This window comes from Tatumella morbirosei, assembly GCF_000757425.2.
GTDB lineage: Bacteria > Pseudomonadota > Gammaproteobacteria > Enterobacterales > Enterobacteriaceae > Tatumella > Tatumella morbirosei.
The window spans coordinates 195,720-222,318 of sequence record NZ_JPKR02000003.1; the positions used below are offsets into that span (position 1 = coordinate 195,720).

At 51.2% G+C, this 26,599-nt stretch carries 25 protein-coding genes and 2 pseudogenes; 14 read left to right on the top strand and 13 right to left on the bottom strand.

Going from position 1 to position 26,599, the window contains the following annotated elements; genetic code table 11:
• Positions 1 to 16 precede the first annotated feature (16 nt).
• Positions 17 to 688, bottom strand: coding sequence for a siderophore-iron reductase FhuF (fhuF, locus tag HA49_RS03770; protein ID WP_038020603.1), 672 nt, complete (start codon positions 686 to 688; stop codon positions 17 to 19).
• 168 nt (positions 689 to 856) lie between these two features.
• Between fhuF and HA49_RS03775 the strand changes: the two genes are divergently transcribed.
• Both HA49_RS03775 and HA49_RS03780 read left to right on the top strand, forming a co-directional pair.
• Positions 857 to 3,064 carry a TonB-dependent receptor gene (locus HA49_RS03775; protein ID WP_038020604.1) on the top strand — a complete coding sequence of 736 codons (2,208 nt, stop codon included), beginning with the start codon at positions 857 to 859 and terminating at the stop codon, positions 3,062 to 3,064.
• 63 nt (positions 3,065 to 3,127) lie between these two features.
• A complete protein-coding gene (locus tag HA49_RS03780; RefSeq protein WP_038020605.1) occupies positions 3,128 to 4,780 on the top strand; it encodes a multidrug ABC transporter permease/ATP-binding protein in 1,653 nt (550 codons plus the stop codon).
• A 58-nt stretch (positions 4,781 to 4,838) separates the two neighbouring features.
• Here the strand turns inward: HA49_RS03780 and HA49_RS03785 are convergent, their stop codons facing one another.
• From HA49_RS03785 to HA49_RS03795, 3 genes are read right to left on the bottom strand one after another with little or no spacing between them, the layout of a single operon-like run.
• Positions 4,839 to 6,194 (bottom strand): cytochrome c, encoded by a 1,356-nt coding sequence (locus HA49_RS03785; RefSeq protein ID WP_046791664.1) that lies wholly within the window; start codon positions 6,192 to 6,194, stop codon positions 4,839 to 4,841.
• A gap of 11 nt (positions 6,195 to 6,205) precedes the next feature.
• On the bottom strand, positions 6,206 to 7,810 hold the full coding sequence (locus tag HA49_RS03790; RefSeq protein WP_038020606.1) for a GMC family oxidoreductase: 1,605 nt from the start codon (positions 7,808 to 7,810) through the stop codon (positions 6,206 to 6,208).
• Between the two features lie 52 nt (positions 7,811 to 7,862).
• Complete coding sequence (locus HA49_RS03795; protein WP_038020607.1) at positions 7,863 to 8,366, bottom strand: sugar dehydrogenase complex small subunit; 504 nt, start codon at positions 8,364 to 8,366, stop codon at positions 7,863 to 7,865.
• Between the two features lie 646 nt (positions 8,367 to 9,012).
• On the opposite strand from HA49_RS03795, the gene HA49_RS03800 reads away from it, so the two are divergent.
• Complete coding sequence (locus tag HA49_RS03800; protein WP_038020608.1) at positions 9,013 to 10,188, top strand: M20 aminoacylase family protein; 1,176 nt, start codon at positions 9,013 to 9,015, stop codon at positions 10,186 to 10,188.
• Positions 10,189 to 10,253: 65 nt separating this feature from the next.
• Here HA49_RS03800 and HA49_RS03805 read toward each other — a convergent pair.
• Positions 10,254 to 11,031 (bottom strand): annotated as a pseudogene (locus HA49_RS03805) (transporter substrate-binding domain-containing protein).
• A 298-nt stretch (positions 11,032 to 11,329) separates the two neighbouring features.
• On the opposite strand from HA49_RS03805, the gene HA49_RS03810 reads away from it, so the two are divergent.
• Both HA49_RS03810 and HA49_RS03815 read left to right on the top strand, forming a co-directional pair.
• On the top strand, positions 11,330 to 12,175 hold the full coding sequence (locus HA49_RS03810) for a GNAT family N-acetyltransferase (protein ID WP_038020609.1): 846 nt from the start codon (positions 11,330 to 11,332) through the stop codon (positions 12,173 to 12,175).
• The gene (locus tag HA49_RS03815; RefSeq protein WP_038020610.1) at positions 12,175 to 13,104 is read left to right on the top strand and encodes a 2-hydroxyacid dehydrogenase; all 930 of its coding nucleotides are present in this window, start codon (positions 12,175 to 12,177) and stop codon (positions 13,102 to 13,104) included. The genes HA49_RS03810 and HA49_RS03815 overlap by 1 nt, the downstream gene beginning before the upstream one ends.
• A 60-nt stretch (positions 13,105 to 13,164) precedes the next feature.
• On the opposite strand, the gene HA49_RS03820 is transcribed toward HA49_RS03815, so the two are convergent.
• The 4 genes from HA49_RS03820 to HA49_RS03835 all read right to left on the bottom strand — a co-directional run bounded on the left by HA49_RS03820 (position 13,165) and on the right by HA49_RS03835 (position 16,425).
• Positions 13,165 to 13,455 (bottom strand): DUF1330 domain-containing protein, encoded by a 291-nt coding sequence (locus tag HA49_RS03820; RefSeq protein WP_038020611.1) that lies wholly within the window; start codon positions 13,453 to 13,455, stop codon positions 13,165 to 13,167.
• A gap of 115 nt (positions 13,456 to 13,570) precedes the next feature.
• A complete protein-coding gene (locus tag HA49_RS03825) occupies positions 13,571 to 14,605 on the bottom strand; it encodes an NADP-dependent oxidoreductase (protein ID WP_038020612.1) in 1,035 nt (344 codons plus the stop codon).
• 228 nt (positions 14,606 to 14,833) lie between these two features.
• The gene (locus tag HA49_RS03830) at positions 14,834 to 15,448 is read right to left on the bottom strand and encodes a TetR/AcrR family transcriptional regulator (protein WP_038020613.1); all 615 of its coding nucleotides are present in this window, start codon (positions 15,446 to 15,448) and stop codon (positions 14,834 to 14,836) included.
• Positions 15,449 to 15,507: 59 nt separating this feature from the next.
• Positions 15,508 to 16,425 carry a LysR family transcriptional regulator gene (locus tag HA49_RS03835; RefSeq protein WP_038020614.1) on the bottom strand — a complete coding sequence of 306 codons (918 nt, stop codon included), beginning with the start codon at positions 16,423 to 16,425 and terminating at the stop codon, positions 15,508 to 15,510.
• Positions 16,426 to 16,612: 187 nt separating this feature from the next.
• On the opposite strand from HA49_RS03835, the gene HA49_RS03840 reads away from it, so the two are divergent.
• The 5 genes from HA49_RS03840 (at position 16,613) to HA49_RS03860 (ending at position 20,729) form a co-directional block, all read left to right on the top strand.
• Positions 16,613 to 17,614, top strand: coding sequence for a zinc-binding alcohol dehydrogenase family protein (locus tag HA49_RS03840; protein WP_038020615.1), 1,002 nt, complete (start codon positions 16,613 to 16,615; stop codon positions 17,612 to 17,614).
• Positions 17,615 to 17,742: 128 nt separating this feature from the next.
• A complete protein-coding gene (locus HA49_RS03845) occupies positions 17,743 to 18,654 on the top strand; it encodes a LysR family transcriptional regulator (protein WP_038020616.1) in 912 nt (303 codons plus the stop codon).
• A 103-nt stretch (positions 18,655 to 18,757) separates the two neighbouring features.
• The gene (locus HA49_RS03850) at positions 18,758 to 19,162 is read left to right on the top strand and encodes a DoxX family protein (RefSeq protein ID WP_038020617.1); all 405 of its coding nucleotides are present in this window, start codon (positions 18,758 to 18,760) and stop codon (positions 19,160 to 19,162) included.
• A 13-nt stretch (positions 19,163 to 19,175) separates the two neighbouring features.
• Positions 19,176 to 20,117 carry a glutathione S-transferase family protein gene (locus tag HA49_RS03855; protein WP_038020618.1) on the top strand — a complete coding sequence of 314 codons (942 nt, stop codon included), beginning with the start codon at positions 19,176 to 19,178 and terminating at the stop codon, positions 20,115 to 20,117.
• A gap of 9 nt (positions 20,118 to 20,126) precedes the next feature.
• Positions 20,127 to 20,729, top strand: coding sequence for an alpha/beta hydrolase (locus HA49_RS03860; protein WP_038020619.1), 603 nt, complete (start codon positions 20,127 to 20,129; stop codon positions 20,727 to 20,729).
• 84 nt (positions 20,730 to 20,813) lie between these two features.
• Here HA49_RS03860 and HA49_RS03865 read toward each other — a convergent pair whose 3' ends face one another.
• The 4 genes from HA49_RS03865 to HA49_RS03880 all read right to left on the bottom strand — a co-directional run bounded on the left by HA49_RS03865 (position 20,814) and on the right by HA49_RS03880 (position 23,700).
• On the bottom strand, positions 20,814 to 21,296 hold the full coding sequence (locus tag HA49_RS03865) for an RES family NAD+ phosphorylase (protein WP_038020620.1): 483 nt from the start codon (positions 21,294 to 21,296) through the stop codon (positions 20,814 to 20,816).
• 207 nt (positions 21,297 to 21,503) lie between these two features.
• A complete protein-coding gene (gene ulaR, locus HA49_RS03870; protein WP_038020621.1) occupies positions 21,504 to 22,259 on the bottom strand; it encodes an HTH-type transcriptional regulator UlaR in 756 nt (251 codons plus the stop codon).
• Positions 22,260 to 22,322: 63 nt separating this feature from the next.
• Complete coding sequence (gene ulaG, locus HA49_RS03875; protein ID WP_038020622.1) at positions 22,323 to 23,387, bottom strand: L-ascorbate 6-phosphate lactonase; 1,065 nt, start codon at positions 23,385 to 23,387, stop codon at positions 22,323 to 22,325.
• A gap of 67 nt (positions 23,388 to 23,454) precedes the next feature.
• On the bottom strand, positions 23,455 to 23,700 hold the full coding sequence (locus HA49_RS03880; RefSeq protein ID WP_038020623.1) for a hypothetical protein: 246 nt from the start codon (positions 23,698 to 23,700) through the stop codon (positions 23,455 to 23,457).
• 40 nt (positions 23,701 to 23,740) lie between these two features.
• Between HA49_RS03880 and ulaA the strand changes: the two genes are divergently transcribed.
• From ulaA to HA49_RS21390, 4 genes and pseudogenes are all read left to right on the top strand, one after another.
• Positions 23,741 to 25,141, top strand: a complete 1,401-nt coding sequence (ulaA, locus tag HA49_RS03885) for a PTS ascorbate transporter subunit IIC (RefSeq protein WP_038020624.1) — start codon at positions 23,741 to 23,743, stop codon at positions 25,139 to 25,141.
• 12 nt (positions 25,142 to 25,153) lie between these two features.
• A complete protein-coding gene (gene ulaB / locus HA49_RS03890) occupies positions 25,154 to 25,459 on the top strand; it encodes a PTS ascorbate transporter subunit IIB (protein WP_038020625.1) in 306 nt (101 codons plus the stop codon).
• 9 nt (positions 25,460 to 25,468) lie between these two features.
• Positions 25,469 to 25,927 (top strand): annotated as a pseudogene (ulaC, locus tag HA49_RS21385) (PTS ascorbate transporter subunit IIA); the annotation flags it as partial.
• 21 nt (positions 25,928 to 25,948) lie between these two features.
• Complete coding sequence (locus HA49_RS21390) at positions 25,949 to 26,599, top strand: 3-keto-L-gulonate-6-phosphate decarboxylase UlaD (protein ID WP_072055930.1); 651 nt, start codon at positions 25,949 to 25,951, stop codon at positions 26,597 to 26,599.

A 26,599-nucleotide genomic window follows, 5' to 3' on the forward strand; every position in this document is an offset into this window, starting at 1 on the left:
GTGATGTCTCATGGGATTAATTTTTGCTGCATTTTTGCAACGGACAGGAGGGGCATTTCTCAAATTCGTCCAGCCGGAAGATCAGGCAGCAATGACGGCGCTGCATCTGTTCGCTACCGTCTTCTTTTATCACCCTGCGTAGCGGAGAATATAACCGGTTAACCTGATCATCTGCCAGACGCGGGGCAGAGAACATCTCCTGCAGCACCCGCACGTCAGCCTGTTTTTCAATCGCACGTTGCATTCCTTGCCATAACCGGACCGCGGCATTGCTCCAGAATACGGTGAGGTTATTGGCGGCAAAAACCGCCAGGGTCTGGCAGACGGGCGCAATAAAACGGTGAATCAGGAGATCCAGCTGTTGTTGTTTCTGGCTTTCGCTCAGTGACCCACTGAGATTGCCACGGTTCAGCCAGTGTTCCGGACAGCCACGGTCATTGATTTGCAGTTGTCCTCTGAATTCCCAGAGTGGGCAGGACTGATGTTCACTGCATAACTGATCGGCCCAGCCCAACAGGGTGCCGGCAAAATACCACTGTGACCATAACGATATCCAGGCGGTTTTTCCGGCGGAAGAGAGCGTCTGCCAGTGGGCTGGCAGCAGGCTGCTAAAGGTTTCCGGCTGGCAAACGATACTGGCAGGCACCCCGGTAAATACCGGTTCGGCTGTCATCAGCATTTGTGACATGGCTATTTCCGTTATGCACATTAAAATCCGAGGAATAATAATGCAAATGATAAACACTTACATTATTATCTTACGTTTTGTACCATTTTTCACCCGCTCTGTTAGAAAATTTACCTGCAGAAAGCATTGTTCTTGCGATTGATTAACAATTTTAAACCAGGCAAACAAATGAAAAAACGTGGCAGTAGCTTTACCCCAACCCGACTCAATCAGGCAATGCTGATGGCATTGTTACCCTTCAGTGCTTATGCCCTGGCGGCTGATAACGCCAGTACCAGTTCCTCCGACAATACGCTGGTGGTGCGGGCCAAACCGAATGTGGATACCACCAATAACGGACAAGACCCGGTACCTGCCTTCCTCGATGGCGGTATCGCTAATGGTGCAAGGCTTGGGGTATTAGGCGAGCAGAAAGCGCTGGATGTACCGTTTAATGTGATCAGCTATACCTCGAAACTGATTGACAACCAGCAGGCCAGAACGCTGCAGGATGTGGTGAAGAATGATTCTTCCATCCAGAACGTGCGGGGTTATGGCAACTTTTCGCAAGGATTCCGTATCCGTGGCTTTGACTTATACGGCGATGATATCTCACTGAATGGCCTGTATGGCGTTCTGCCTCGCCAGATCCTGCCACTGGAAGATGTGGAACGCGTGGAAGTGATAAAAGGATCCAGCGCCTTTCTTAACGGAGTCCCCGCGGGAGGAACAGGGGTAGGCGGGAATATCAACATCGAATCCAAACATGCCACCAGCGTGCCGACCCGTCGGGTATCGGTGGACTATACCTCACGCAAACAACCCGGTATTAGTGCCGACATCGGCCAGCGATTTGGGGATAACGACCAGTTTGGTGTGCGGTTTAACGTGGTTCATCGCGAAGGTGAAACTGAGGTTCATAACGAAAAAGATCGTACCACCGGCGCCTTTCTGGGGCTGGATTATCACGGCGATAAACTGCAAAGTTCCCTGGATCTGGGTTATGTGAAAACCACCATTCATAACGGCCGACAGGGCATTCGTTTAGCCAGTGGAATGACAGAAATTCCAGCCGTACCCGACCCTCGTACCAATTACGCTCAACCCTGGAACTATGCTGATCAGACGTCCCGTTATGCGATGATGAAAAATGACTATCATCTTAATGATGACTGGGTTTTTTACAGCGCCGTCGGGGCTAACCACACCAATGAATGGTCGGCCAGTGCTTCCCCGGTGGTTTCTGATTTACAGGGCGATTCGACTATGACCAGGATGGATACTCATCATACCGAAGACAGAATCAGTGGTATGGCAGGCATTCGCGGTAAGTTCTATATCGGTGAGGTTAGCCACCAGGTTAATATCGGATATTCTGGGCTTTATAATCGTTCCGCCAGTGCTTATGTGATGTCTAAACCATTTACCGGACCGAATATTTATCATCCTTCTGACGTTTACGCCGGAGATATGGTTTATCCCGGTAGCCATATGCAGGCACCCACAGTCGTTGCCCGTACGGCTAATAATGGGGTTTCGCTCTCTGACACTTTGGGAATACTTAACGATAAACTACTATTTACCGCCGGCGCTCGTTTCCAGAATATCCGTGTTATTAACTATGCTTACAAAGCTGCGATTGATAATGAGACATCTCAACACCGTTGGTCCCCGGTTTACGGTGTAGTCTGGAAAGCGCAAGACTGGCTTTCTTTGTATGCTAACCATATCGAGGGATTACAAGCCGCTACCGCAGCACCTAAAGATACCGTCAACCAGGGTCAAATCCCCGGAATCATGCGCACCAGGCAGAATGAAGTTGGACTGAAGGTGGAGCGTGAACGTTTTGGTGGGAACCTGGCCGTATTTGATATACGTAAAATGGCAGCGGTCACCCGACAGTTAACCGCCAATCCTGATACTTATATTTACACCCTGAATGGTGAACAACGGAATCAGGGGATTGAAGTTAATGTCTTTGGTGAGCCGATCCTTGGCTGGCGGGTGAATGCGGGCAGCACCTGGCTAAGACCTGTTATGCATAACACCACAGATGGCTCTAGTGGCAACGATGCAGTAGGTGTTCCACGTAACCAGTGGGTCCTCGGCTCAGAATGGGATCTGCCGGGTCTGCAGGGAGTGACGGTTTCCGGGACGCTGATCCACACCAGCCACCAGTATTATAATGTGCAAAATACCATGAAGTTGCCCTCCTGGACGCGCTTAGACCTCGGAGTCCAGTATGCCATGTCACTGCAGAACACTCGTATGACCTGGCGTGCAGGTATCGAAAACGTGACCAATAAGAAATACTGGGCTCAGGTTAATCAGGCCGATGGTTATCTGGTCCAGGGCGATCCACGTACCCTGAAGCTGTCAATGAGTGTCGATTTCTAAATCGCTTGTTGATATTCCTGTTAACCCGCCGGGATAGCTGGCGGGATTTTTTTACTGTGAATTATGTCGCTACTTAAATCGATTCTTAAACAACATTTCCTGGCGATCAGTGGCATCATTGTGCTGAATCTGATCAGTGCCTGTCTTGGTATCTTCACCATTTCTTATATCAATCAGACGCTTTCTCATGAAAGCTCGCTGTATGGCGGGTTGGCCAGGCTGGCAGGGCTGCTGATTCTGCTGTTATTAATCACTCTGGCGGCGCAATGGACACTGACGGCACTTGGTCACCATTTTATCTGGCAAAAACGCAGCCGGATGATCTTACAGATGATGGCCACTCCGCTGGATAAACTGGAACAGCAGGGCAATGGTGAGTTGTTGTCGTTGCTGGGACCCGATATTCGCAATATCACGCTGGCGTTTGTCCGGCTGCCGGAACTGATTCAGGGCGTCGTGCTCGGCGGGGTGGCCATAGTGTATCTTGGCTATCTGTCATTACCGGTACTGGCGATCGTGGTTATCTGGATGGGGTTAACTTTCTACCTGGGTTACCGGATGGTGTCTAAGGTCTATGAGCATATCCGGAAGGTTCGTGAGTATGAGAGTGATTTACAGGATGTGTTTCAGGTAGTAATCCACGGCAAAAAGGAACTGGGGCTCAATCCGGCCCGGGCCCGGCATTTCTATGACAACGACTATCAGCAGGCGGCCCTGGGATACCGGCAACATATTATCCGTGCTGACAGTTTTCATCTGTCGGCGATTAACTGGTCGAATATCATGATGCTGGGGCTGATTGGTCTGATTTTTTTGGCCTCTCAGGCGCTGGGGTGGATTTCAGAAACTATCGCTACCTCTTTTTCTCTCACCGTGTTGTTTATGCGTTCACCCTTATTACAGGCCATCGGGGCCTGGCCAACCTTACTCACCGGTGAGCTGGCGTTTAAAAAAATTAATGAGATATTTCCGCCGCAGCCGTCAGAACAGCAACCGGATGCTGCTCCGGTCCCTGTGGGCTGGAAAACCCTGCACTGGGAGAATCTGAGCTGGCACTACCCGAAAACCGGATTTCAGGTGGGCCCGGTAAATGTAACCCTGCAACGCGGTGAAATCGTGTTTATTATCGGGGCTAACGGCTCCGGTAAATCAACGGTCAGTCAGATGCTGGCTGGGTTGTATCATGATCCACAGGCGCGGGTCTGGCTGGACGGCGAACCCCTCGATAATGCCCGGCTCAAATCACTGTTTTCGGTAGTATTTACTCAGCCTTATCTGTTTAAAACCCTGTTCGTGAACCCGCAGGCAGGGGATCAGGCGCTGACTGAACAGTGGCTGGAAAAAATGGGTATGCAGGGCAAAATCAGCGTTGAAAACCATCAGCTGAGTACTCTGGAACTGTCTCAGGGACAGAAAAAACGTGTAGCTTTGCTGCTGGCGTTAGCAGAGAAACGCGACATTTTGTTTCTCGATGAATGGGCAGCAGAGCAGGACCCGCAGTTCCGGCGCTATTTTTACCGGGAATTACTACCCTGGTTCAGGGCTCAAGGGAAAACATTAATCATTATCAGCCATGATGATGATTATTTTGATGTTGCAGACCGGATTCTGGAAATGCATCAGGGGCAGTTGACTGAATTAACCGCTGAGCAGCGGCACCATGTCTCCAGGGATGTGATTGCCCGACTGGGGAGTCGACAGGCAGAGCAGGGATAAAAAAACAGGCGTCCAGGGTGAACCGGGCGCCTGTTCTGGCAGGTTAAATCAGCGGTAGTTAACCACGTTTACGCCTGGATCTCATCATCACTCCGCCCACTATCAGCAGCAAGACTACGATCACGGCCGCTATCATCCCGCCTTTAGCAATCGCCAGTAACGGAGAGGGTGCGCCACCTTCCCGCAGAACTTTAACGCGATCTGCGGTTGTCTGGACACCGGCATCTCCAAAGGTTTTGAACAGATAATTGGTCAGTGTTGCGACCTGTTGATCGTTCATCACATTTTTGAATGACGGCATCGCCTGACCCTGGGTCGGAGTCAGACCGTCCAGGATCGCCATGACGGCATTATCTGCCACCGGGCGGTGTAATGCGGCATTACCATACAGTGCCGGTAAGCCATGGCTGCCCTGACCTGAGGCCTGATGACAGGTTGAGCAGTGAGCTTCATACAGTTTAGCGCCATCAGAAGCACTGCCATCCATCAACGCAAAATCGTTTACCACCGGTGCGCTGGCCGGTAGCTGGCCCGGGGCTGCGTTAGCAGACTGAGGCTTCACCGAGCGGACATAAGTCACGATGGCGTTAATGTCTGACGGTGACAGCTTACTGAAGCTCTTATCAATGGCCTCCAGCATTGGGCCGCCTGCCTGGGAACCGTTCGGTGAACGACCGGTTGACAGATAGGTCGCTAAATCACTGGCTGACCATTTACCGATACCTGCATGGCTATCCGGCGTAATATTCGGTGCAAACCAGGTTCCGAGTGAGGCACCGGCCAGCTCCTGACCCGATTTTTCGGCCATCAGAGCATTACGCGGGGTATGGCAGGTCGAACAGTGAGTTAGCCCCTGTACCAGGTAGGCACCCCGGTTCCATTCAGCAGACTGACTACTGTCTGGTGTAAAGGGTTTGTCACCGGCAAAAATCAGGTTCCAGCCCGCCATCGACAGACGAATATTGAATGGGAACGGCAGGGCTGTCTGCGGGCCTTTCTCATCCACCGGCGCGACACCATGCATGAAATAAGCATACAGAGCCTGCATATCCTGATCAGATATTTTGGCATACGAGGTATAAGGCATGGCCGGATAGAGATTGGCACCGTCTTTTCTTACCCCCTGACGCACTGCTTTTTCAAAATCCTGCAGCGAGTAATCGCCAATACCTGAGGTTTTTGACGGCGTAATATTGGTCGAAAAGATTTTGCCAATCGGTGTGGCTATCGCCAGGCCACCGGCGAAAGGTTTACCGCCGCTGGTGGTATGACAGGCGGCACAGTCACCGGCCACAGACAGATACTGACCTTTCTCGATCAGGCTCTGAGCGTTGCTGTCTTCTGCCTGAGCTGCACTATTCAGCATGAACCCGGTCAGGGCACCGGCGATACACAGGGAAAGCAATTTTTTCATGGTGGCTCTCCTCAGATTTTGCCAAGAATGGCATCAGCGGTACGTAAGCCCAGGGCGCAGGCGGTCAGCGTGGAGTTAGCCGTGGCGACCGTTGGCATCACCCCGGTAGACACCATATACAGGTTGTCGTATTCCCAGGCTTTTCCCACGTGGTCGGTCACTGAGGTTTTCTCATCGGTACCCATTGCCAGTGTTCCGGTAATGTGTTGGTTGTTGCTGTAGACGCCCGGAGTCGAATAACGGACATTGGTCGCACCCAGCATTTTGGCAATATCGGCATAGACTTCCAGTGAGTGCTGCATCCCTTTCTCGATGTAGTCATCGTAAGAGTAAGAGAATGCGGGAACTGGCAGTCCGAGAGCATCTTTTTTACGGGTACTCAGCATGGTGCGGTTTTTCGGGTCCGGTAACTGTTCCAGAACATTTTTAATACTCAGTTCATGTGACGCACGGTACAGAATTGCGCTGTCAAGGTCAGCACCGGTCAGGCCTTCTTTAATGGCTCCGGCAGTGACTCCGGCAACCCGTGAAGAGTTAGAGATATCAATACGGAATGCGGCTGACTCTGAACGGAAGGCACCATCACGTAACTGCTGGATAGACGAAGGGCTCATCGGACCACGGCCTGGCCACAAAGGTTCGTCAACATAGAAAGTGGCGGAATTCGACGGGTGATCCATCAGATTACGGCCCAGTTGATCGTAGTTGTTGCACAGCCCGTGTGGGTTTTTATCATCGGCAGAGAGCATCAGAATACGGGGGATTTCGATAGCATTCGCGGCCATCACGAAGACTTCGGCTTCGACGCGATGCGACTCTTTATTCCAGTCATAGTAATGCAGCGCTGTGATTTTCCCGTGACTATTGTGTTCGAGTTTATAGACCACGGCTTGTGGGATCAGTTTTACCCCGGCCATTTCCGCGGCAGCAGCAGCGATACCACCATGGTACTGCGCATCGATAGGGCAGATAGGCATACAGTTGTTATTGCCACAACACTGTGGGCGTCCGTCATAAGGGACAGAGTTACGGCCAGTGGTGTTAGTCAGAACTTCATATTTTGGTGCCAGACGTGCCGTTACCCGTTGTTCCAGGTAAGACATTTTGACGCCTTCCATCGGATAAGGATGTTTACGTGGCGAGTATTTCGCCATCTCAGCGGGACCGGAGACCCCCCACAGAATTTCGGCTTCATAGTAATAGGGTTCCAGATCTTCATAACTGATCGGCCAGTCACGGCCCACGCCGTACTGTGATTTCAGACGAAAATCATTGGGCACCAGACGCCAGGCCTGGGCAGCCCAGTGCCAACTTGTGCCACCCACCACCCGCAGATATTCGGGTTTATAATCTTTAGGACCGGTTTGATCTAAATAGCCATTATCTTCCGGTTTATAGTCAGGGAAGGGGGCGATTTTTGAGTTCGGGTATGGGGCGATAAAATCGTCTTTGCGCGCCGAGTGGCGAAAATTGCTGACAATCTGGTCACGCTGGATACGCGGGCCAGCTTCCAACATCAGAACTTTTCGTCCTGCCAATGCCAGTTTTCTGGCAGCTAACGAACCTACAACGCCGGAACCGATCACGACGATGTCAGTAGAAATAGTCTCAGACATTTCTTCACTTCTCACAGTTTATTAATTTGTACACACTGACTGAGTACCGGGGTTAAAACGGTTTCGTGGCCCAGCTTCCATAGGCGCCATAGGCGTAAGTAGGCGGGTTCAACACCGCTGCAACTTCCTGATTTGCCAGAGCATCAACGTAGGCGACACAAATCGCCTTATCGCCGCTGCCGGCAATACCCAGATACCATCCGGTCAGGATCAGCGCGGGTAATGAAGCAAGATCGGCGACAGAACTGTCGGCAGACAAACGCTTTTGCAGCGAGGCAGCCGGGACAGAATTGGCAGTGATCCACTGCTTCAGTCGTGCCAGTTTCTGTGGGAAGTGGTTATCAATTTTCGTGAAGGCAGAAAAAAGCGCAGTACTAAATTCAGGCGACAAAGTAGTGCGGCCGGTTAATAACCTGGAAATATCGTTAAAGTCGCTGTTTGCAGGCGTATCCGCGAATGCTGGCAAAATACCAGACGGAAGTAATGTGGTAGCGGCCAGCGCCCCCATTCCCTGCAATATGCGCCTGCGCGATATCATATTTAACATATCAATCATTCAGGCTTCCTGATGTTATTTAATTTGCTCACAAAAAAGAGTGTAAATAAAGACACGTTGCATGTTTAAAGCTAACAGTTTTTATCAGTTAACTAATAACGGCCGTTAGTATAATCATTTGCGTAACGCCGAAACACACAGATTTTAACAGGCACGCTAAACATGACTGACAAAGGACTGCCGCAAGCTGGTTTTGTGGAAGCGTTTACACCTACTGATATCCGGTGGTTTTTGAAAATGGACCGATAAATCAGGTTGTTGGAGGTGAGTGAACAAATTTCTGTGATTGTTCAGTGAATGTTAAAACCACCCTCAAAACCCCACAGACTGTAATGTAACAAAATGATTCAAAAGTCATTGCTACCGGGTGCATTTTTTTCGCTACCGGGTGCAAAAATTTTTAGCAATCGGGTGCAAAAAATATCATCACCAACGACAGGAAAGGTAACTGCTGGTGATTTCCCGGAGTTTATTTCAGAAGATATATTTTACCCCAGGTAAAACGCTATATTTTATTCAGCACAATAAGCTTCAAAAGCGCCGGGGAATAAAAAATGAAAGGATAAATTTTGCTTATTTTTTAGAGAATGCCTGATATTCTGAGAGTGAAAATGCAAACACAATAAACAGAACAAGAGAGATCACTATGTCAGACTTTGTTATTCCGGGCGTTAAACGTCATGAACCTGAGATGATTGCTATTCGCCGTCATTTACATGCACACCCGGAACTGAGCCTCGAAGAATATGAAACCAGCCAGTTTGTCGCAGAAAAGCTGACTGAGTGGGGCTATCAGGTCACCCGTGAACTGGGTAAAACCGGGCTGGTAGGGTCACTTAAAAAAGGGAATTCTGACAAATCTATTGGCCTGCGGGCGGATATGGACGCACTGCCTGTTCATGAAACAACGGGTCTGAGCTATGCCAGCACACGCCCGGGTAAGATGCATGCCTGCGGCCACGATGGTCATACCACCATTTTACTGGCTGCGGCCCGATATCTGGCGGAGGATGAATGTCAGTTTGACGGAACTGTGCATCTGATTTTTCAGCCGGCGGAAGAGGCGATTGGCGGCGCAGACCTGATGATTAAGGACGGTTTATTTGAGCGATTTCCCTGTGATGCAGTCTATGCACTGCATAACCGACCAGGATTGCCTGCCGGTAAATTTGGTTTTTATGCCGGACATTTTATGGCCTCTGCGGACACAGTGAAAATTACGGTGCAGGGTAAAGGAGGGCATGGGGCTCATCCGGAGGCCACGGTAGACCCTATCCTGGTGGCTTCGGCTCTGGTGATGTCACTGCAAACCATTGTTTCCCGTAATGTCACCCCTGGCGAAACTGCGATTGTGACCGTTGGAACATTTCATGCCGGATTTGCGTCGAACGTCATTCCACAAAGCGCGGAGATGGAGCTGACTGTCAGAGCCATGAAACCGGAAATCCGCGAATTACTGATCCGCCGGATTCATGAAATCAGTGAACTGACTGCACAAAGCTATGGTGCCAGCGCCAGTTTGCAGGTTTATGAGTCTTATCCTGTACTGACCAACAGCGATAAACATACGGCAGAGGCTAAAGCCCTGGCTATCGACGTTTTTGGACGCGATGCGGTGGAAGACCATATTATTCCGTCCACCGGCAGCGAAGACTTTTCGTTCATGCTGGAAAAACGGCCGGGAACTTACTTTTTGTTAGGCAATGACGGAGAGGGGAAACAGGGGTGTTCACTGCATAACCCGGGTTATGACTTTAACGACCAGATTATCTCGTCAGGTGCCTCGTTTTTTGTGAAACTGGTTCAGCAACATTGCCGTTAACCGCAAAAAGCGTGGCTGTGCCGCCTTCTGCGGAAAATCCCCGGCCGGATGGCCGGGGAGAGAGGTTACATCTTAGGATACACACTGAAAGTAAAGTATTTCTTTTCAATACGATCGTATTCACCGCTTTTATGAATCGCAGCAATCGCATTGTTAATTAATGTCAGACGCGCGGTATCGCCCTTACGCAGACCAATTCCCGATCCCTGACCAAAGAAGGTTTTATCTTCAGGCTTCGCGCTGATAAAAAAACCTTTGCCCTGCGGAGTTTTCAGGAAGCCATTATCGGCGGTGACTGCATCAGTCAGCGTGCCGTCCAGACGACCCGCCACTAAGTCAGGATAGACCTGGTCCTGGTTGGCATAAGAGATCACCTGAACACCGGCCGGAGCCCATTTAGCTTTAGCCCAGGCTTCCTGGGTCGTGCCCTGAGCGACTCCGATAGTTTTACCTTTCATGGTGGCGACATCATCGGTGATTTTGCTGCCGTCTGGCACCACCAGCGCATTCGGGGTGTGATAAATCATGTCCGAGAAGGCAATCTGTTGTTCGCGCTTTTCGGTACGGGACATTGAAGAGAGGATGGCATCAAATTTTTTTGGCCTTCAGCGCAGGAATCAACGCATCGAAACCCAGCTCGGTCCATTCACATTTGACCTGTGCCTGCTGACAAATCGCATTACCGATATCAATATCAAATCCCTGTAGCGAACCGTCGGCGCCTTTGAATTCGAACGGAGGAAACGTAGGGTCGACGGCAAAACGTAACACTTCCTGGGCGCTGGCAGAAGCACTGGCACAAAATAAGCCGGCCAGAAAAACGGCAGATACGATTTTTTTCACTAAATTATTACCTTACTGAGTTATGAATACCCTGAACTGTGAGATTCCGCCTGCTGAGAAGCAGACCCCAAATCACGCATATCCAACAAGAGTCTGTCCACCCACGCCGGAGTTTTGATAGTAAATCAATCGTACAGGGTGAACAATCATTAATAGATGTTTACATCTTACGGGCGGCAGAGCCGGTTTTATCCCGTCTGCCGGTCAGTAAGTTTATTTACCCCGCACGATTAAGCGCTTATGCTGAAGCTCAGCTTATGTTCTGGCTGAGTCAATGATGATGGTTTCAGGAGTCCGAATGAGTTTTGTGTTGCGCCGTATGCAGCCGGAGGATTTGCCGGCAGGATACCGGCTTACCCAAATGATGCACTGGCCACACCGGCCGGAAGACTGGCAACAGGCATTTTCTCTGGGAGAAGGCGTGGTTGCTGTTGTACAACAACAGATTGTCGGATGTGCTCTGGTCTGGCGTTGGGGAGTGCAGCGCAGTACCCTGGGGTTGGTTATCGTCGACCCTGCACACCAGGGGACGGGGATGGGTAAAGCAATGATCGGTGCATTGCTGGAGCAGGTCTCCGGGACCAGTGTTCGGTTGCATGCCACCGAAGCCGGTCAGGGACTGTATCAGAAGTTTGGTTTCACAGCGCACGGCACCGTGCACCAGCACCAGTGCGCGCGGTTGCCGGTATTTTCACCGCCAGTGTTGGGTGCAAGAGAGCAGATTCGCCCCTTGCAGGCGGGTGAACTGGCACAGATTATAGAATTTGACCAGCAGGCCCACGGGCTTTACCGTCCGACATTGTATCAGCAGTTATTGACCACAGAGGGGTTGTGGGTGCTGGAACAACAAGGGCAGATCGAGGGCTTTGTCTGTCTGCGTAAATTTGGTCATGGCTACCAGGCAGGCCCCTTAATCGCCCGTAATGAACGGGGTGCCAGGCAGTTGTTCAGCCATTGTGCCGCCTCGCTGGCGGGTGAGTTTCTGCGTATTGACACGCATGGAGACAGCTTATTTTCTGAGTGGCTGACCGCTTGCGGGCTGGCGATAGTGGATACCCCGTTACTGATGATTCGTGGTGTGCCGCCGGAAAAAACGCGTGGCGGTATGCTGGACTTTGGGTTTATGACACAAGCGATGGGCTAATGAGTATTGTTTATTATCATTCGAACGCAGAACGTGGGCACATCTGGAAAACATGGCTGGCAGAACATGCGCCGGAACAGCAATTTTTCATCTGGCCGGAGGCCGGAGACCCGCAGGTAGTCAGATATCTGGTGTGCTGGGAAATTCCGCCTAATCTTCAGGAGTTGTTCCCTGGTTTGCAGGTGATTTTTTCAGTCGGAGCCGGTGCCGACCAGTTTAATTATTCATTGTTGCCGGAAGGCGTTGCCGTGGTGAGAATGATTGAGCCCGGACTGAAACAGGATATGGTGGGTTATATTACTTTTTCGGTACTTGCCTTACAGCGTGGTATGCCTCGTTACCTGCAACAGCAGCAACAACAACTGTGGCAGAAACATCCGGCCCCTCAGGCAGAGCATTGCCGGGTCGGGATATTGGGGCTGGGAACGCTGGGCCAGGCAGCAGCCCGCCAGTTATTGTCTTTGGGATTCAGTTGTGCCGGCTGGAGCCGGACGGAGAAAACAGTGCCGGGGGTTCGTTGCTGGCATGGTGATGATCAGCTGGCGGCGTTTTTGGCCGATACCGATATTCTGGTTTGCCTGTTACCCCTGACCGGCTTAACCCGTGGAATTTTATGTCGTTCTTTGTTTGACCAGTTGCCGGCCGGGGCGTCGCTGGTTCATGCCGGACGAGGGCAGCAACTGAATCATGATGATCTGTTGCGGGCACTGGAGAGTGGACAGTTAAACCATGCCATCGTCGATGTGACCGACCCGGAACCCCTGCCCAAAGGCCATCCATTCTGGTCGCATCCCGCTATCTGGCTGACGCCCCATATGGCCAGTGAAACCCGCCCGGAGTCTTCGGTAAAAGTATTACTGGAAAATATTCGTCGCCATGAAGGTGGAGAAGAGATGAGTGGGGTGATTGATCCACTTCGCGGCTACTAAATCACCCCCCGCACAATCGTACTCAGGTCGCTGCCAGTGGTAGATGGCAGCGACCCGGGATTACGCGATACCCTCGGTCAGTACGACGCGATACTTCGCGCCTTTCAGACGATGCTGCTTCGCTTCCTGGTAAGCTGGGCTGAAATACCACGCTTTAGCCGCTTCCATATCCGGGAATTTCAGTAGTACTACTCCTTCAGTCCCCGGACCTTCAAGGGCTTCAGCCGGGCCGTAAAAAGCCAGCGGAGTCATCGGATGGTCACCGCGTGCCGCAGAGGCTTTTTCGCTGTAAACCTGCATTTCATCCTGATCCACGGTTTCATCGCGGATAAAGATCACATAAGCAGTCATGGTATAGTCCTTTTGTTAAACAGATAAAATTTTAACGTTATTGCTCAACCCGCCATCCGGGTTTGGTTTTCATTGCAAGGTGACCGGTGAGGCAGAGCAGAAGCCCCTGCGTCCGTTAATCATCGGCAACACGGACCACCAGCTTGCCATGATTGTGACCCTGTAACATTCCGCCAAATGCCTGAGGCGCCTGTTCCAGACCATCAACGATATCTTCACGGTAATAGATTTTATTCTGACGTAACCAGTCGCCCATCATGCTGCGAAATGCCGGGAAATGTGAAGCATAATCATCAAAGATAATAAATCCCTGAACGCGGATGCGTTTTTTCAACAGAATACCGATAAATGCCGGTAGCCTGTCCGGGCCTTCCGGGGTATCAGTATCGTTATAACGCGCAGCAAGACCGCAGACCGGAATCCGGGCTTTAGGGTTGAGTAGCGGTACTACCGCATCGAATACGGCTCCGCCAACATTTTCAAAATAAATATCAATACCTTGCGGGCAGGCTTTGCTCAGTTGTTCAGCAAAGTCTGGGGCACGATGATTGAGACAGAGGTCAAAACCGGCATTTTCTGTGGCATCCCGGCATTTTTCATCACTGCCGGCAACACCGATGACCCGGCACCCTTTCATTTTTCCTATCTGGCCAACCGTACTGCCCACCGGCCCGGTGGCAGCAGCGACGACCAGGGTTTCTCCCTGCTTGGGCTGGCCGATATCGGTCAGTCCCATCCAGGCGGTAAAGCCAGGCATACCCGCCACACCCAGTGACAGCGAAGGGTGTTCAGGGTTGTCGCCGAGACTGATCACTGAGGCAGCATCCGCCACTGCATAATCCTGCCAGCCGGTATAGGCCAGGATCCATTCACCTTGTTTAAAGTCAGAATGCCGGGAGCTGACCACGCGACTGATTGTGCCGCCGACCATCACTTCATCAATTTCAACAGGGGCGGCATAAGAAGGGGCGTCGCTCATCCTGCCCCGCATATAGGGGTCAAGGGACAGATAGACGGTTCTCAGTAACAATTGCCCCTCTTCGGGCTGAGGAATGTCGCGGGTTTCCAGACGAAAATTTTCAGCAGATGGGCGTCCGACAGGGCGGGAAGCCAGTACCCAGCGGCGGTTGATCGAGGTTGTCTGTGGCATGAATACTCCTGCTTTCAGTGAGACCCTTCGTCCCGATGGTAAGCAAAAAGCTGCCCGGGGGTAAGAGATTACATTGATATCCGCACTAAATGGCTAGCGGGCTCAGTTTTCCGGCAAGCGTCGGGTTAATATCTTGCCGGGATATCAGGGCGAAATATTATTCTTAGTCTCAGCCTGTCTGACGCTGGCCATTTATCACCGATCAATAAGGCGGTACTCAGCCGTATTTCAGGGCAGGGTGAGTTTCAGTATTGACTGACGAATGTCATCGGCCTGTTGCAGAGAAAATCCGGATTTACCCAGAACCCGCAGCCCCTGAGAAACCGCCAGCAGTAGCGAGGCAGTAGCCTGTGGGTCAAGGTCGGCTCTGACCGAACCGTCCTCAATGCCTTGTTGCAGATAGCGCACAAAACGCTGATGGTAGCGTTTCATCAGCCGGGCTATTTGTGCGGCAATTTCCGGATCTCCTGAGGCCAGTTCGCTGGCGCTGGTCACTACCAGGCAACCGAGCCTGCCGGTTTCACCGTTGCTGTTCGCCAGATAGTGGTCGAGTAAAATCCGGATATGTTGCATGCCATCACCGGCCGCAGAGAGTGAGGATTCCAGGCGCTGATTATTGATATCTACATAACGGGTCAATGCCGCCAGAAACAGGTCACGCTTATCATTAAACGCTTTATACAGGCTGCCGGCGGTCAGCCCGGTCGCCTGACTCAGCAGGCTAATGGACGAACCGTGGTATCCGTTGAGAGTGAACTGGCGGATAGCAGCGTCCATGACCTGGTCATAATCGAATTCACGGGGACGCCCGACAGCACGTTGAGTATCAGAAGGAGTTTTCATCCGGACATATTAGGAACCGACCGGATCCTAATCAAGTCGTATTTGCGGTGGCGGGAAAATTATTCAACAGCCGGCAGTTGGTGGATAATTTTTTGCAGATGGTCACTCAGACCACGATATAACAGGCGAACAGCGGGTGAAAGCTGCTGGCGATGAGGACATATCAGATACAGTGGGGCGGCTTCTCCGGTAATCTCCGGCAGTACAATCTCCAGCCGGCCTGACTGCACATCGCTGCTGAGATCCAGCCAGGATTTGTAAACGATACCACGTCCATCCACCGCCCAGCGGCGAACAATATCTGCATCATCACACTGCCAGCGGCTGGTCAGAGATAACTGTCGTAGCTGATGTTGGTGTGGAAACTGCCATTTATCATAGACATGACCGTTCAGGCTGTAGACCAGGCACTGATGATGAAGCAGGTCATCCAGCGACTGTGGATAGCCATGTTTTTTCAGATATTCCGGCGATGCCGCAAGAACCCGTCGGTTGCGGTCAGCCAACACTCTGGCAACATAACTGCGGTTATCCGGTACGCCATAGCGTATGGCAACATCAATCGGATCACGGAAAACATCACTGACCTGATCTGACACCGATAATTGCAGTGTTAACCCCTGATGCTGCTGACAGAAATCGCTAATCCAGGGTAACAGCAAGTTACGACCGCAATCGGAAGGCAGGGCAATGCGCAGTGTCCCCTGCAGCTCATCTGTGCCTTTTTTCAGGCTTTGCTGGCCAGCCTGCATAACCGATAACATTTCGCTGGCAAACGGCAGATACTTTTCGCCTTCCGCTGTCAGCCTCAGATTACGGGTAGAGCGGGCAAACAGACGTGTATCCAGACGTTGTTCCAGTCTGGCGATAGCTGCACTGACCTGGCCTGGCAGCAGGCCGGCTTCACGCGCCGCATTAGAAAAACTGCCCAGTGCCGCCACCCGGGTAAATAACCAGATATCTTCAAGACGTACCATTTCAGCTCCGTAATCTTTCTCGTCAGTGCGTTAATTACAATATTTTACGCGGGAATGCATCGATATTTTCACAATAAAAGAGAAAGTGTTACCCGGTAAAACGGCTGTTTCTTTAGCCCCGGGATGAACAGAATGGGGCCAGCAGCCAAAAGTGCTAACCCGATGTTAACAATATCCGGAGAAAATTATGAAAGCCATTGTTTACCAGAAAGCCGGTTTACCTCTGACCGATCCACAGTCACTGTATGAAACAGAAACCACTAAACCACAACCTACCGGTCATGACCTGCTGGTGAAAATCAACGCGATTTCCGTAAATCCGGTAGATACCAAAGTGCGAAATGGCGGGGATCCTGAGCAACCCCGGATCCTGGGCTGGGACGCCAGCGGCGTGGTCGAAGCGGTAGGTGACAGTGTCACGCTATTCGCGCCGGGTGATGAAGTTTTTTACGCCGGATCACTGATTCGCCCGGGAACCTATGCCGAATATCATTTGGTCGATGAACGTATTACGGGTCGTAAGCCCGCCAGCCTGAATAACGCTGAAGCGGCAGCCTTACCGCTGACCTCTCTGACCGCCTGGGAACTGCTGTTTGACCGCCTGCAGGTGGGTGATGGACAGGGGAAATCGTTACTGATTGTCGGAGCCGGTGGTGGTGTGGGTTCGATTATGACGCAACTGGCGGCCAGCCTGACCGGACTGACGGTGATTGGCACGGCTTCGCGGGAAGAAACGTCTGAATGGGTTAAATCACTGGGCGCACATCATGTGATTGATCATCGTCAACCGATGAAACAGCAGCTGCTGGACGCGGGCATCGAATCGGTTGATTATATCGCCAGCCTGACTCATACCGATCTGCACTATCCGCAACTGGTAGATATTGTTGCCCCGCAGGGCCGTATCGGGCTTATTGATGATCCGGAAACACTCGACGCGTTACCACTGAAACGTAAGGCAGTTTCGCTGCACTGGGAACTGATGTTTACCCGTTCACTTTACACTACCCCGGATATTCAGCGGCAGCATGAGATTCTGAATGAAGTCGCCCGGCTGGTGGACGACGGAACGCTGAAAACGACGCTCGGAGAACATTACGGGAAAATCAGTGCCGACAATTTACGTAAGGCACATCAACTGATCGAAAGTGGCCGTGCCCGCGGTAAAATTGTACTGGAAGGTTTTTAACCGGTTATCCGTCACCGACTTTTTCCGCCACTATTTTTCTGTATGATGATTCCGGCGCGGCAAGTCTGCCTGCGCCGGACTGGCTCCTCTGAACCGAAGCCGTGAAAAATTGTACCGGAGAACAGCGCATGGAAAGACTGGATTGCGATCGGATGTTTATTGCGGTGGTGGAGTCGGGCAGTTTTACCGCCGCCGCCCAGCGTCTGCATACCAGCCACGGTCAGGCTTCAAAATTAATTTCCAGGCTGGAACAAATTCTTGGCGTGCAGTTATTTCGCCGTAGTACCCGCTCTCTGACGGTTACTGAGGTCGGTGTAGCCTACTACGAAAGGATACGTACACTGATCGGTGAGTACGATGCTCTGAATGATGCTATCCGTAATACTTCAGATTCTCCTGCCGGTCGGTTGCGCATTTCGGCGCCGGTCACCTTTGGTACCACTCAACTGACCCCCCATCTGATTGATTTTGCGCAACGCTTTCCGGACATTGAGCTGGATGTTAGCTATGCAGACCGGCTGGTGAATATCATTGATGAAGGTTTTGATCTTGCGCTGCGCATTGGTGCGCTGGCAGACAGCAGCCTGATGGCGAGAAAGCTGTGTAATATCCGAATACTGCTGGTGGCTTCACCGGAATATCTGGCCCGCAGGGGCACTCCGCAACACTGGACAGAACTGGCAGAGCATGACTGCATAGTGGATACCAATTTTCGTGACCCTTATCGCTGGCCATTTGTCGGTCCGGAGAAGCAACTGCAGGAGCAGGCTATCCATGGCCGGCTCAAATTTTCAAACGCCGAAGTGTGTCTGCAGGCGGTGACAGCGGGGCTGGGGATAGGCCGTTTACCGACCTTTATTGCCGGCGATGCGCTGAAAAATCACCGGATAGTGCCCCTGCTGGAGGAGTACGCGCCGGCCCCGTTGGGGTTATTTGCCCTCTATCCACCGGCCCGATATCTGGCACATAAATCCAGGGCGATGATTGATTATCTGGCCAGTGCTTTCGCCGGCCAGCCCGTCTGGGAGCAGGGCTGGTAATTATTTCCAAAATGGAAACTAACATGCGCTCTCAGGACGGCTAATCCTGACTCTGTAATTCGGGTAGTCTTTTCCTCAACAACACTTTACTGAGGAAATAATCATGAACGATACCCGTACTACCCCCTATGCTGCTCTGCTGTTACGTATTGCACTCGGCATTCTGTTCCTGGCTCATCTCGGGCTGAAATTATTCGTATTCACCCCGGCCGGCACGGCGAAATTTTTTGAATCGCTGGGACTGCCCGGAGGCCTGGCCTACCTGGTGATGGTGGTTGAATTTGTCGGCGCACTGGCGCTTATTCTGGGTGTTTATGCACGTATTGCGGCTGTTGCCTTAATTCCGTTACTGTTAGGCACTATTATTACCGTACACGGCCATGCCGGCTTTTTCTTTACCGATCCTAATGGTGGCTGGGAATTCCCGGGTTTCTGGATTATCGGTCTGCTGGTGCTGGCGTTAACCGGTGACGGAAAATACGCGTTAAAACCAACCTTTAGCCACTGATTCAGGAGGGGACATGCTGGTAAATGGTCAATGGAGCGCTGACTGGCATCCGGTACAGGCAGTGGATAAAAAAGGCGGATTCGTCCGCCAGACTTCGGGATTCCGTCATCAGATTACCCCCGGGGGTGAAACCGGTTTTGCGGCAGAAGCAGGGCGATACCATTTATATGTCGCTTACATCTGCCCCTGGGCTTCCCGTACGTTAATGGCGCGTAAGCTCAAAGGGCTGGAACAGGTGATCACGGTATCCGTAGTAGAACCCTGGCTACTGGATCAGGGCTGGCATTTTGGTGATTACCCCGGTGCTGTGGCCGATAACGTGAATCATTGCCAGTGGATCCACCAGATTTACACTATGGCCGATCCGCACTACACCGGGCGGGCGACGGTGCCGGTTTTATGGGACAAGAAGACCGGCACCATCGTGAATAATGAATCGGCCGATATCGTGCGAATAATGAACCAGGGCTTCGGCAGCCTGGCTCGCCACGATATCGATCTCTATCCGGCTCCCTTGCAGACCGAAATTGATGCGCTGAATGAACAGATCTATCCCAAACTTAACAACGGCGTCTACCGGGCCGGATTTGCTACCACGCAACTGAGTTATCAGGAAGCCTTCAGTGACGTATTTGCTATGCTGAGCAGCCTGGAACAACGGATGAGTGACGGGCGTGAGTATCTGGTCGGCGGGCGGTTAACCGAGGCAGATATCCGGTTGTTTGTCACTCTGATTCGTTTTGATGCGGCTTACTACGGGTTGTTTAAATGTAACCTGCAGCATCTCAGTGACTATCCGGCGCTCAGCCGCTACACCCGACGGATTCTGGATATTCCGGGTATTCGTGAGACGGTAAATATTGATCATATAAAACAGGGCTACTATTCTATTAAGGCATTGAATCCAAACGGCATTGTCCCTGAAGGTCCTTCACTTGCGGATCTGGGGCTGTAAGAGGCAAAGATGAGTAAAAAAATAGTTATACTGTTACACGGTGTCGGCAGTAATGGTGCGGATCTCCGGGGATTGGGTGATTTCTGGGAAGCCGCTATGCCTGACGTGACTTTTGTTTCGCCGGATGCACCGCATCGTTGTGATATGGGATCCGGCTACCAGTGGTTCAGCGTGAACGGTGTGACAGATGAAAATCGTGTATCACGTATCGCTGAGGCGCGGGAATCTTTTGATGCCACTCTGCAAAAGATTCTGCGTGAAAACCAGGTGACTGCCGGGGACCAGTTGATTCTGGTAGGATTTTCACAGGGCAGCATTATGTCTCTGGATGCACTGGTGCGTAATGCATTACCGTTGGCCGGGGTCGTGGCGTTTTCCGGACGTTTAGCCTCGCCTGAGCCTTTTCACCCGGCAGCGGGTGTGGCAGCACTGCTGATTCATGGCCAGTCAGATCCGGTGATCCCCTGGACTGAGAGTCAGCACGCGCAGCAGGTACTGGAAGGGCTTGGGGTCGAGGTGACTGCGGTATTTGAGCCCGGAGTTCCACACACCATCTCTGCGGAGGGCGTCACCCTGGCCGCGGACTTTATTCAGCAGCGATTCTCTTTGTAATCAGGCTGCCTGAGTTAAGATAACCGATCACAATATCGGCTCCCTGGCCGGCCATGCTTTGCAGAACGGTCAGGGACCTGCGGTTCAATCAATCAGTTCTGCGCTGACTTCCGCTCCCTGGTTCCACTGGAATAATACCAGGTGCCACAGTCCGGGCGCTTTACGGGAAGGGTCAATCAGCCCGGCAGCCCCTAACGCTTCCAACCGCCGCCTTACCCGCCATGAACGAGGAATACCGCCGGCAGCGACAATTTCCTGCCACGGAGCAATCGCATCATTGATATCGATTCCGGCGTATCGCAAAGCGTGCGTATCACGCAAATCGAAAATATTGTTTGCAGCCACCCGAATACAGAGGATTTCAGAAGCCGGCGCCCGTTGAGTACGATGTGCCATCATGGCAGCCTCTACACCTTCAGGTGATGAACTCAGGTAAAGTGTTGGCTGGCTGACAGCCGAATAGCGGCCTGCGGTGACTGACCCGGACAGGGCATATTCCCGGAAGGCAGGGTCTGTCGCGCGATAAAACAGGCCATCAATCCGGGTCAAAAATTCATGATTCGTCATATCACTCCGGGATAATTGTCGGTGACAGGGAATTGGCTGTGGTCAGGGTGCGGCACTGATTTAACGTTGATGAATATTGTCCCGGGGAGCCCAGGACTATTTAATAACCTGTTTGCTGGCCAGAGGTAAGATGAGACTGTTCGGTTGACCGTCGTCACTTATGACGCGCTTTACCTTCAGTAATCACTTTAGCCTCCCGCTCCGGTTTTATACCAGCACGACTTCGATACCTTGTGCCCGGAGTTGTTTCACAATTTCCTCATCAGCCTGTTGTCCGGTAATGACCAGGTCAATATTTTCAGCTTTGCTAAACAGCATACCGGCCCGCTGACCCAGTTTACTGCTGTCCACCAGCACTGCCAGCTTTCCCACCATCCCGAGCATTCGTTGCTCGGAAACAGCCGTCAACATGTCCGTCTTGTAAAGTCCATCGGCGGTCAGGCCTTTACCGCTGGTAAACATCCAGTGCCCGGCATAAAGGGAATTGCTGCTTTCCTGAGAAGGTAGGATGATTGACTGTTTTTTATTATATTGTCCGCCAATAATCACCACATTTTCATGATCGTGTTCAATCAGAAAGTTAGCTAACGGCAGATAATTAGTGATGATTTGTACGGGTTTATTGCAGATCTCCTGGCCGAGTAAGAAAGCGGTGGAACCACAGTTAATCACCACACTGTCCTCAGGACGAATAAAAGTCGCCGCGGCTCTGGCAATCCGGACTTTCTCGTCATGGTTAGAGGCCTGATGTGGGTTAAGTGGGGCCCAGCGCTCACGTTCCGGAATGACCGCTTCAGCACCATTACGGATTTTCCGGACTTTCCCTTCTTTGTCCAGCCGTGCGATATCCCGCCGGGCGGTAGCCGGTGAAGTCCCCAGTAATTCTGTAATCTGGCTGACACTGAGAACATTGTGTTCACGTAGTAGATCCAGTAAAAGATAATGTCTCTGTGTTTCCGTCATTCTGGCACCGGCTCACTGTTATCGGCCATGATGGCCGGGGCCGGACTATCCGGCCCCTTGGTATTAAAGAAAAGACTTAAAGGGTAAATCGGGTTCGAGAGTAAAACAATCATCAAAACCACGAGGATAATGATATTCAAGATTGTCTTTATCCAAAGGCCAGATGAATTTTCCGCCGACCTGCCAGATAAAGGGTTTGAAGCCATAGTTAAGTCGGTCTTTTTTCATCTCCCAGAGCACCCGAATCTCCTGCGGATCCGCCTGGAAGTTTGACCAGATATCATGGTGGAAAGGTATCACGACTTTGGTGTTCAACGATTCTGCCATACGCAGCATATCGGCGCTGGTCATTTTATCTGTCACGCCACGCGGGTTTTCCCCGTAAGAACCCAGTGCAACATCAATCTGATGGTCGTTACCGTGCCTGGCGTAGTAATTTGAATAATGAGAATCACCACTGTGATAGAGGTTTCCACCTGGCGTTTTAAACAAATAGTTTACTGCACGTTCATCCATACCCTCCGGTAGCGTACCCGCGGCGGTTTGTTCCACCGGTAAGGTAATTAATGCAGTACGGTCAAAGGCGTCGAGAGCGTGTATTTCGACATCTTTAATTTTGACCACCTCACCTGGCTTAATCACGATACAGCGCTCTCTGGGCACCCCCCAGTCTACCCACATATTGACACAGGTTTGAGGGCCGATAAACGGTACATCACTGGCACAATTTTGCATCACTGCGGCAGCGACGTTGACATCGATATGGTCGTTATGATCATGGGTGGCAAGTACTGCGTCAATCTGGCGGATAGCAAACGGATCCAGGACAAAAGGGGTAGTGCGCAGATTGGGCTGGAGTTTTTTCACCCCCGCCATACGTTGCATCTGATGCCCTTGCTTCATCAGTAAATTCCCGTGGCTCTGCTTACCGGTACCGCACCAGAAGTCGATGCAAATATTGGCTCCTCCTTCCGATTTCAGCCAGATCCCTGTGCATCCCAGCCACCACATGGCAAAAGTCCCCGGAGCGACCCGTTCCTGCTCAATCTCTTCATTCAGCCAGCAACCCCATTCCGGGAAGGTACTCAGGATCCATGACTCGCGGGTTATGGTCTTCACTTTACTCATCAAATATCTCCTTGTGGTCATAATAAATCATTTAATGATCACTAATGATTGTATTTTTCTCTGGTTATTACTGTTCATCTTCAGCGAAACAGAGGTAAACGGCTTTAATATTTACTTCTAACCGTTTGTTTCTCTGTCGCCAAACGAATAAATTTATTTTATATAACTGTATTTTATGTGTTTTTGTTAAGGGCTCAATTGAAGCAGCATAACCATACAATATCTGAGGAAATAATTTGTGGGTCTTGTCACAAATAATCATATCAGATCTTTTTTGATTCATTTTGATTGGTAGAGTTGCGATGGCAATCATTCAGGGATTGCTCCTCGTGTTCTTATTTTTGGAGCGAATTATGGAGATCCTCTATAACGCCTTTACCGTATTTTTTAATCAGGTAATGACTAACGCGCCGTTGTTGCTGGGTATTGTGACCTGCCTGGGCTATATCCTGCTGCGTAAAAGTGTGAGCGTAATTATTAAAGGCACGATTAAAACCATCATTGGTTTTATGTTGCTGCAGGCAGGTTCAGGAATTCTGACCAGCACCTTTAAGCCGGTTGTCGCCAGAATGTCGGAAGTCTATGGGATAAGCGGAGCTATCTCTGACACTTACGCGTCAATGATGGCTGCGATTGAGCGAATGGGCGATGCCTACAGTTGGGTCGGCTATGCTGTTCTGCTGGCATTGGCGCTGAATATTATCTATGTGTTGCTGCGTCGTCTGACCGGCATCCGGACTATCATGCTGACGGGGCATATCATGTTCCAGCAAGCCGGGCTGATAGCGGTGTCGTTCTATATTTTCGGCTACCCCATGTGGACCACTATCATCTGCACTGCGGTGCTGGTATCGCTTTACTGGGGTATCACCTCCAACATGATGTACCGACCGACACAGGAAGTCACCGACGGCTGTGGTTTTTCCATCGGGCATCAACAACAGTTTGCTTCCTGGATTGCCTGCAAAGTCGCGCCCTTGCTCGGTAAAAAACAAGAGAGTGTTGAAGAGCTTAAGTTGCCTGGCTGGCTGAATATTTTCCATGACAATATCGTGTCGACGGCCATTGTCATGACCGTTTTCTTCGGGGTCATTCTGCTCTCATTTGGGATTGATGTGGTTCAGGTGATGGCCGGGAAGACTCACTGGACCGTCTATATCCTTCAGACCGGATTCTCCTTCGCGGTGGCGATTTTCATCATCACCCAGGGGGTGCGTATGTTTGTAGCCGAACTGTCTGAAGCCTTTAACGGGATTTCTCAACGACTGATCCCGGGGGCCGTGCTGGCGATTGACTGTGCGGCGATCTACAGCTTTGCGCCAAACGCGGTGGTGTGGGGTTTTATGTGGGGTACCATCGGCCAGTTAATTGCGGTAGGCATTTTGGTGGTCTGCGGCTCCTCTGTTCTGATTATCCCGGGTTTCATTCCCATGTTTTTCTCTAACGCAACCATCGGTGTGTTTGCTAATCATTTTGGCGGCTGGCGGGCTGCTATCAAGATTTGCCTGGTCATGGGGATGGTTGAAATCTTTGGATGTGTATGGGCGATTAAGCTGACGGACATGAGCGCCTGGATGGGAATGGCGGACTGGTCAATTCTGGCACCGCCAATGATGCAGGGTTTCTTCAGCCTGGGACTGGCATTTATGGCTGTCATCATCCTGATTGCTCTGGCTTACATGTTCTTCGCAGGACGTGAACTGCGGGCTGAAGAAGCCGCTGAAAAAACAAAAGCAGACATTTCTGCTCACTAGGGAGTATCCAATATGACCGTACGTATCCTGGCTGTGTGTGGTAATGGGCAAGGTAGCTCTATGATTATGAAAATGAAAGTTGACCAGTTTCTGACCCAGTCAAATATTGACCATACAGTGAACAGCTGTGCAGTGGGTGAATACAAAAGTGAACTTAACGGCGCGGATATCATTATCGCCTCTACCCATATCGCCGGTGAAATCACGGTGACAGGTAATAAATATGTCGTGGGGGTCCGCAATATGTTATCGCCAGCGGATTTTGGCCCCAAATTACTGGAAGTCATCAAAACGCATTTTCCGCAAGATGTCATGTGAGGACACGAAATGAAATTACGTGATTCCCTGACAGAAAATAATTCCATTCTTTTACAGGCCGAAGCCAGCAACTGGCAGGAAGCGGTAAAGCTGGGGGTCGATTTGCTGGTTAAGGCCGATGTCGTTGAACCCCGGTACTACCAGTCAATCCTTGACGGGGTTGTGCAGCACGGGCCTTATTTTGTTATTGCGCCAGGGCTGGCGATGCCCCATGGACGTCCGGAAGAGGGCGTCAGGAAGACGGGGTTTTCGCTGGTTACCTTAAAAACACCGCTCATCTTTAATCACGAAGACAATGACCCAGTCGACATTATTATCACTATGGCCGCAGTGGATGCTACGACTCACCAGGAAGTAGGCATTATGCAGATTGTCAGCTTATTTGAAGATGAAGCCAACTTTGACCGCTTACGCGCCTGTCGCACAGAACAGGAGGTCATTGATTTAATAGATAATGCTACGCAGGCAGAGACACAGAAGGAATTGAATATGCCATTACCTATGTTGCAGGTCGCACTGGATAATCACACGCTGTCAGACGCTTATGAAACCACCCGACTAATTGCTGAAGAGGTGGATATTATTGAAGTCGGTACCATCCTCTGTGTCGGCGAGGGTGTACGCGCAGTACGAGACCTGAAGGCACTCTATCCGCATAAAATTGTACTGGCCGACGCCAAAATAGCGGACGCAGGAAAAATCCTCGCCCGGATGTGCTTTGAAGCCCATGCCGACTGGATCACCGTGATCTGTTGTGCAGACATAAATACGGCAGGCGGAGCGCTGGAAGTGGCAAAAGAGTTCGGTGGAGATGTTCAGATTGAACTGACGGGCCACTGGACCTGGGAGCAGGCTCAGGCATGGCATGATGCGGGGATTCAGCAGGTGGTTTATCACCGTAGTCGGGATGCACAGGCGGCAGGAGTGTCCTGGGGAGAACAGGATATCCGGGCTGTCAGGCGTCTGAACAATATGGGTTTTAAAGTGACAGTCACCGGAGGACTGGCACTGGAAGACCTGCCCCTGTTTAAGGATATACCGATCCATGTGTTTATCGCGGGACGGAGTATTCGCGATGCGGCATCGCCGGTGGAGGCAGCCCGCCAGTTCAGACGCTCAATCGCTGATATCTGGGAGTAA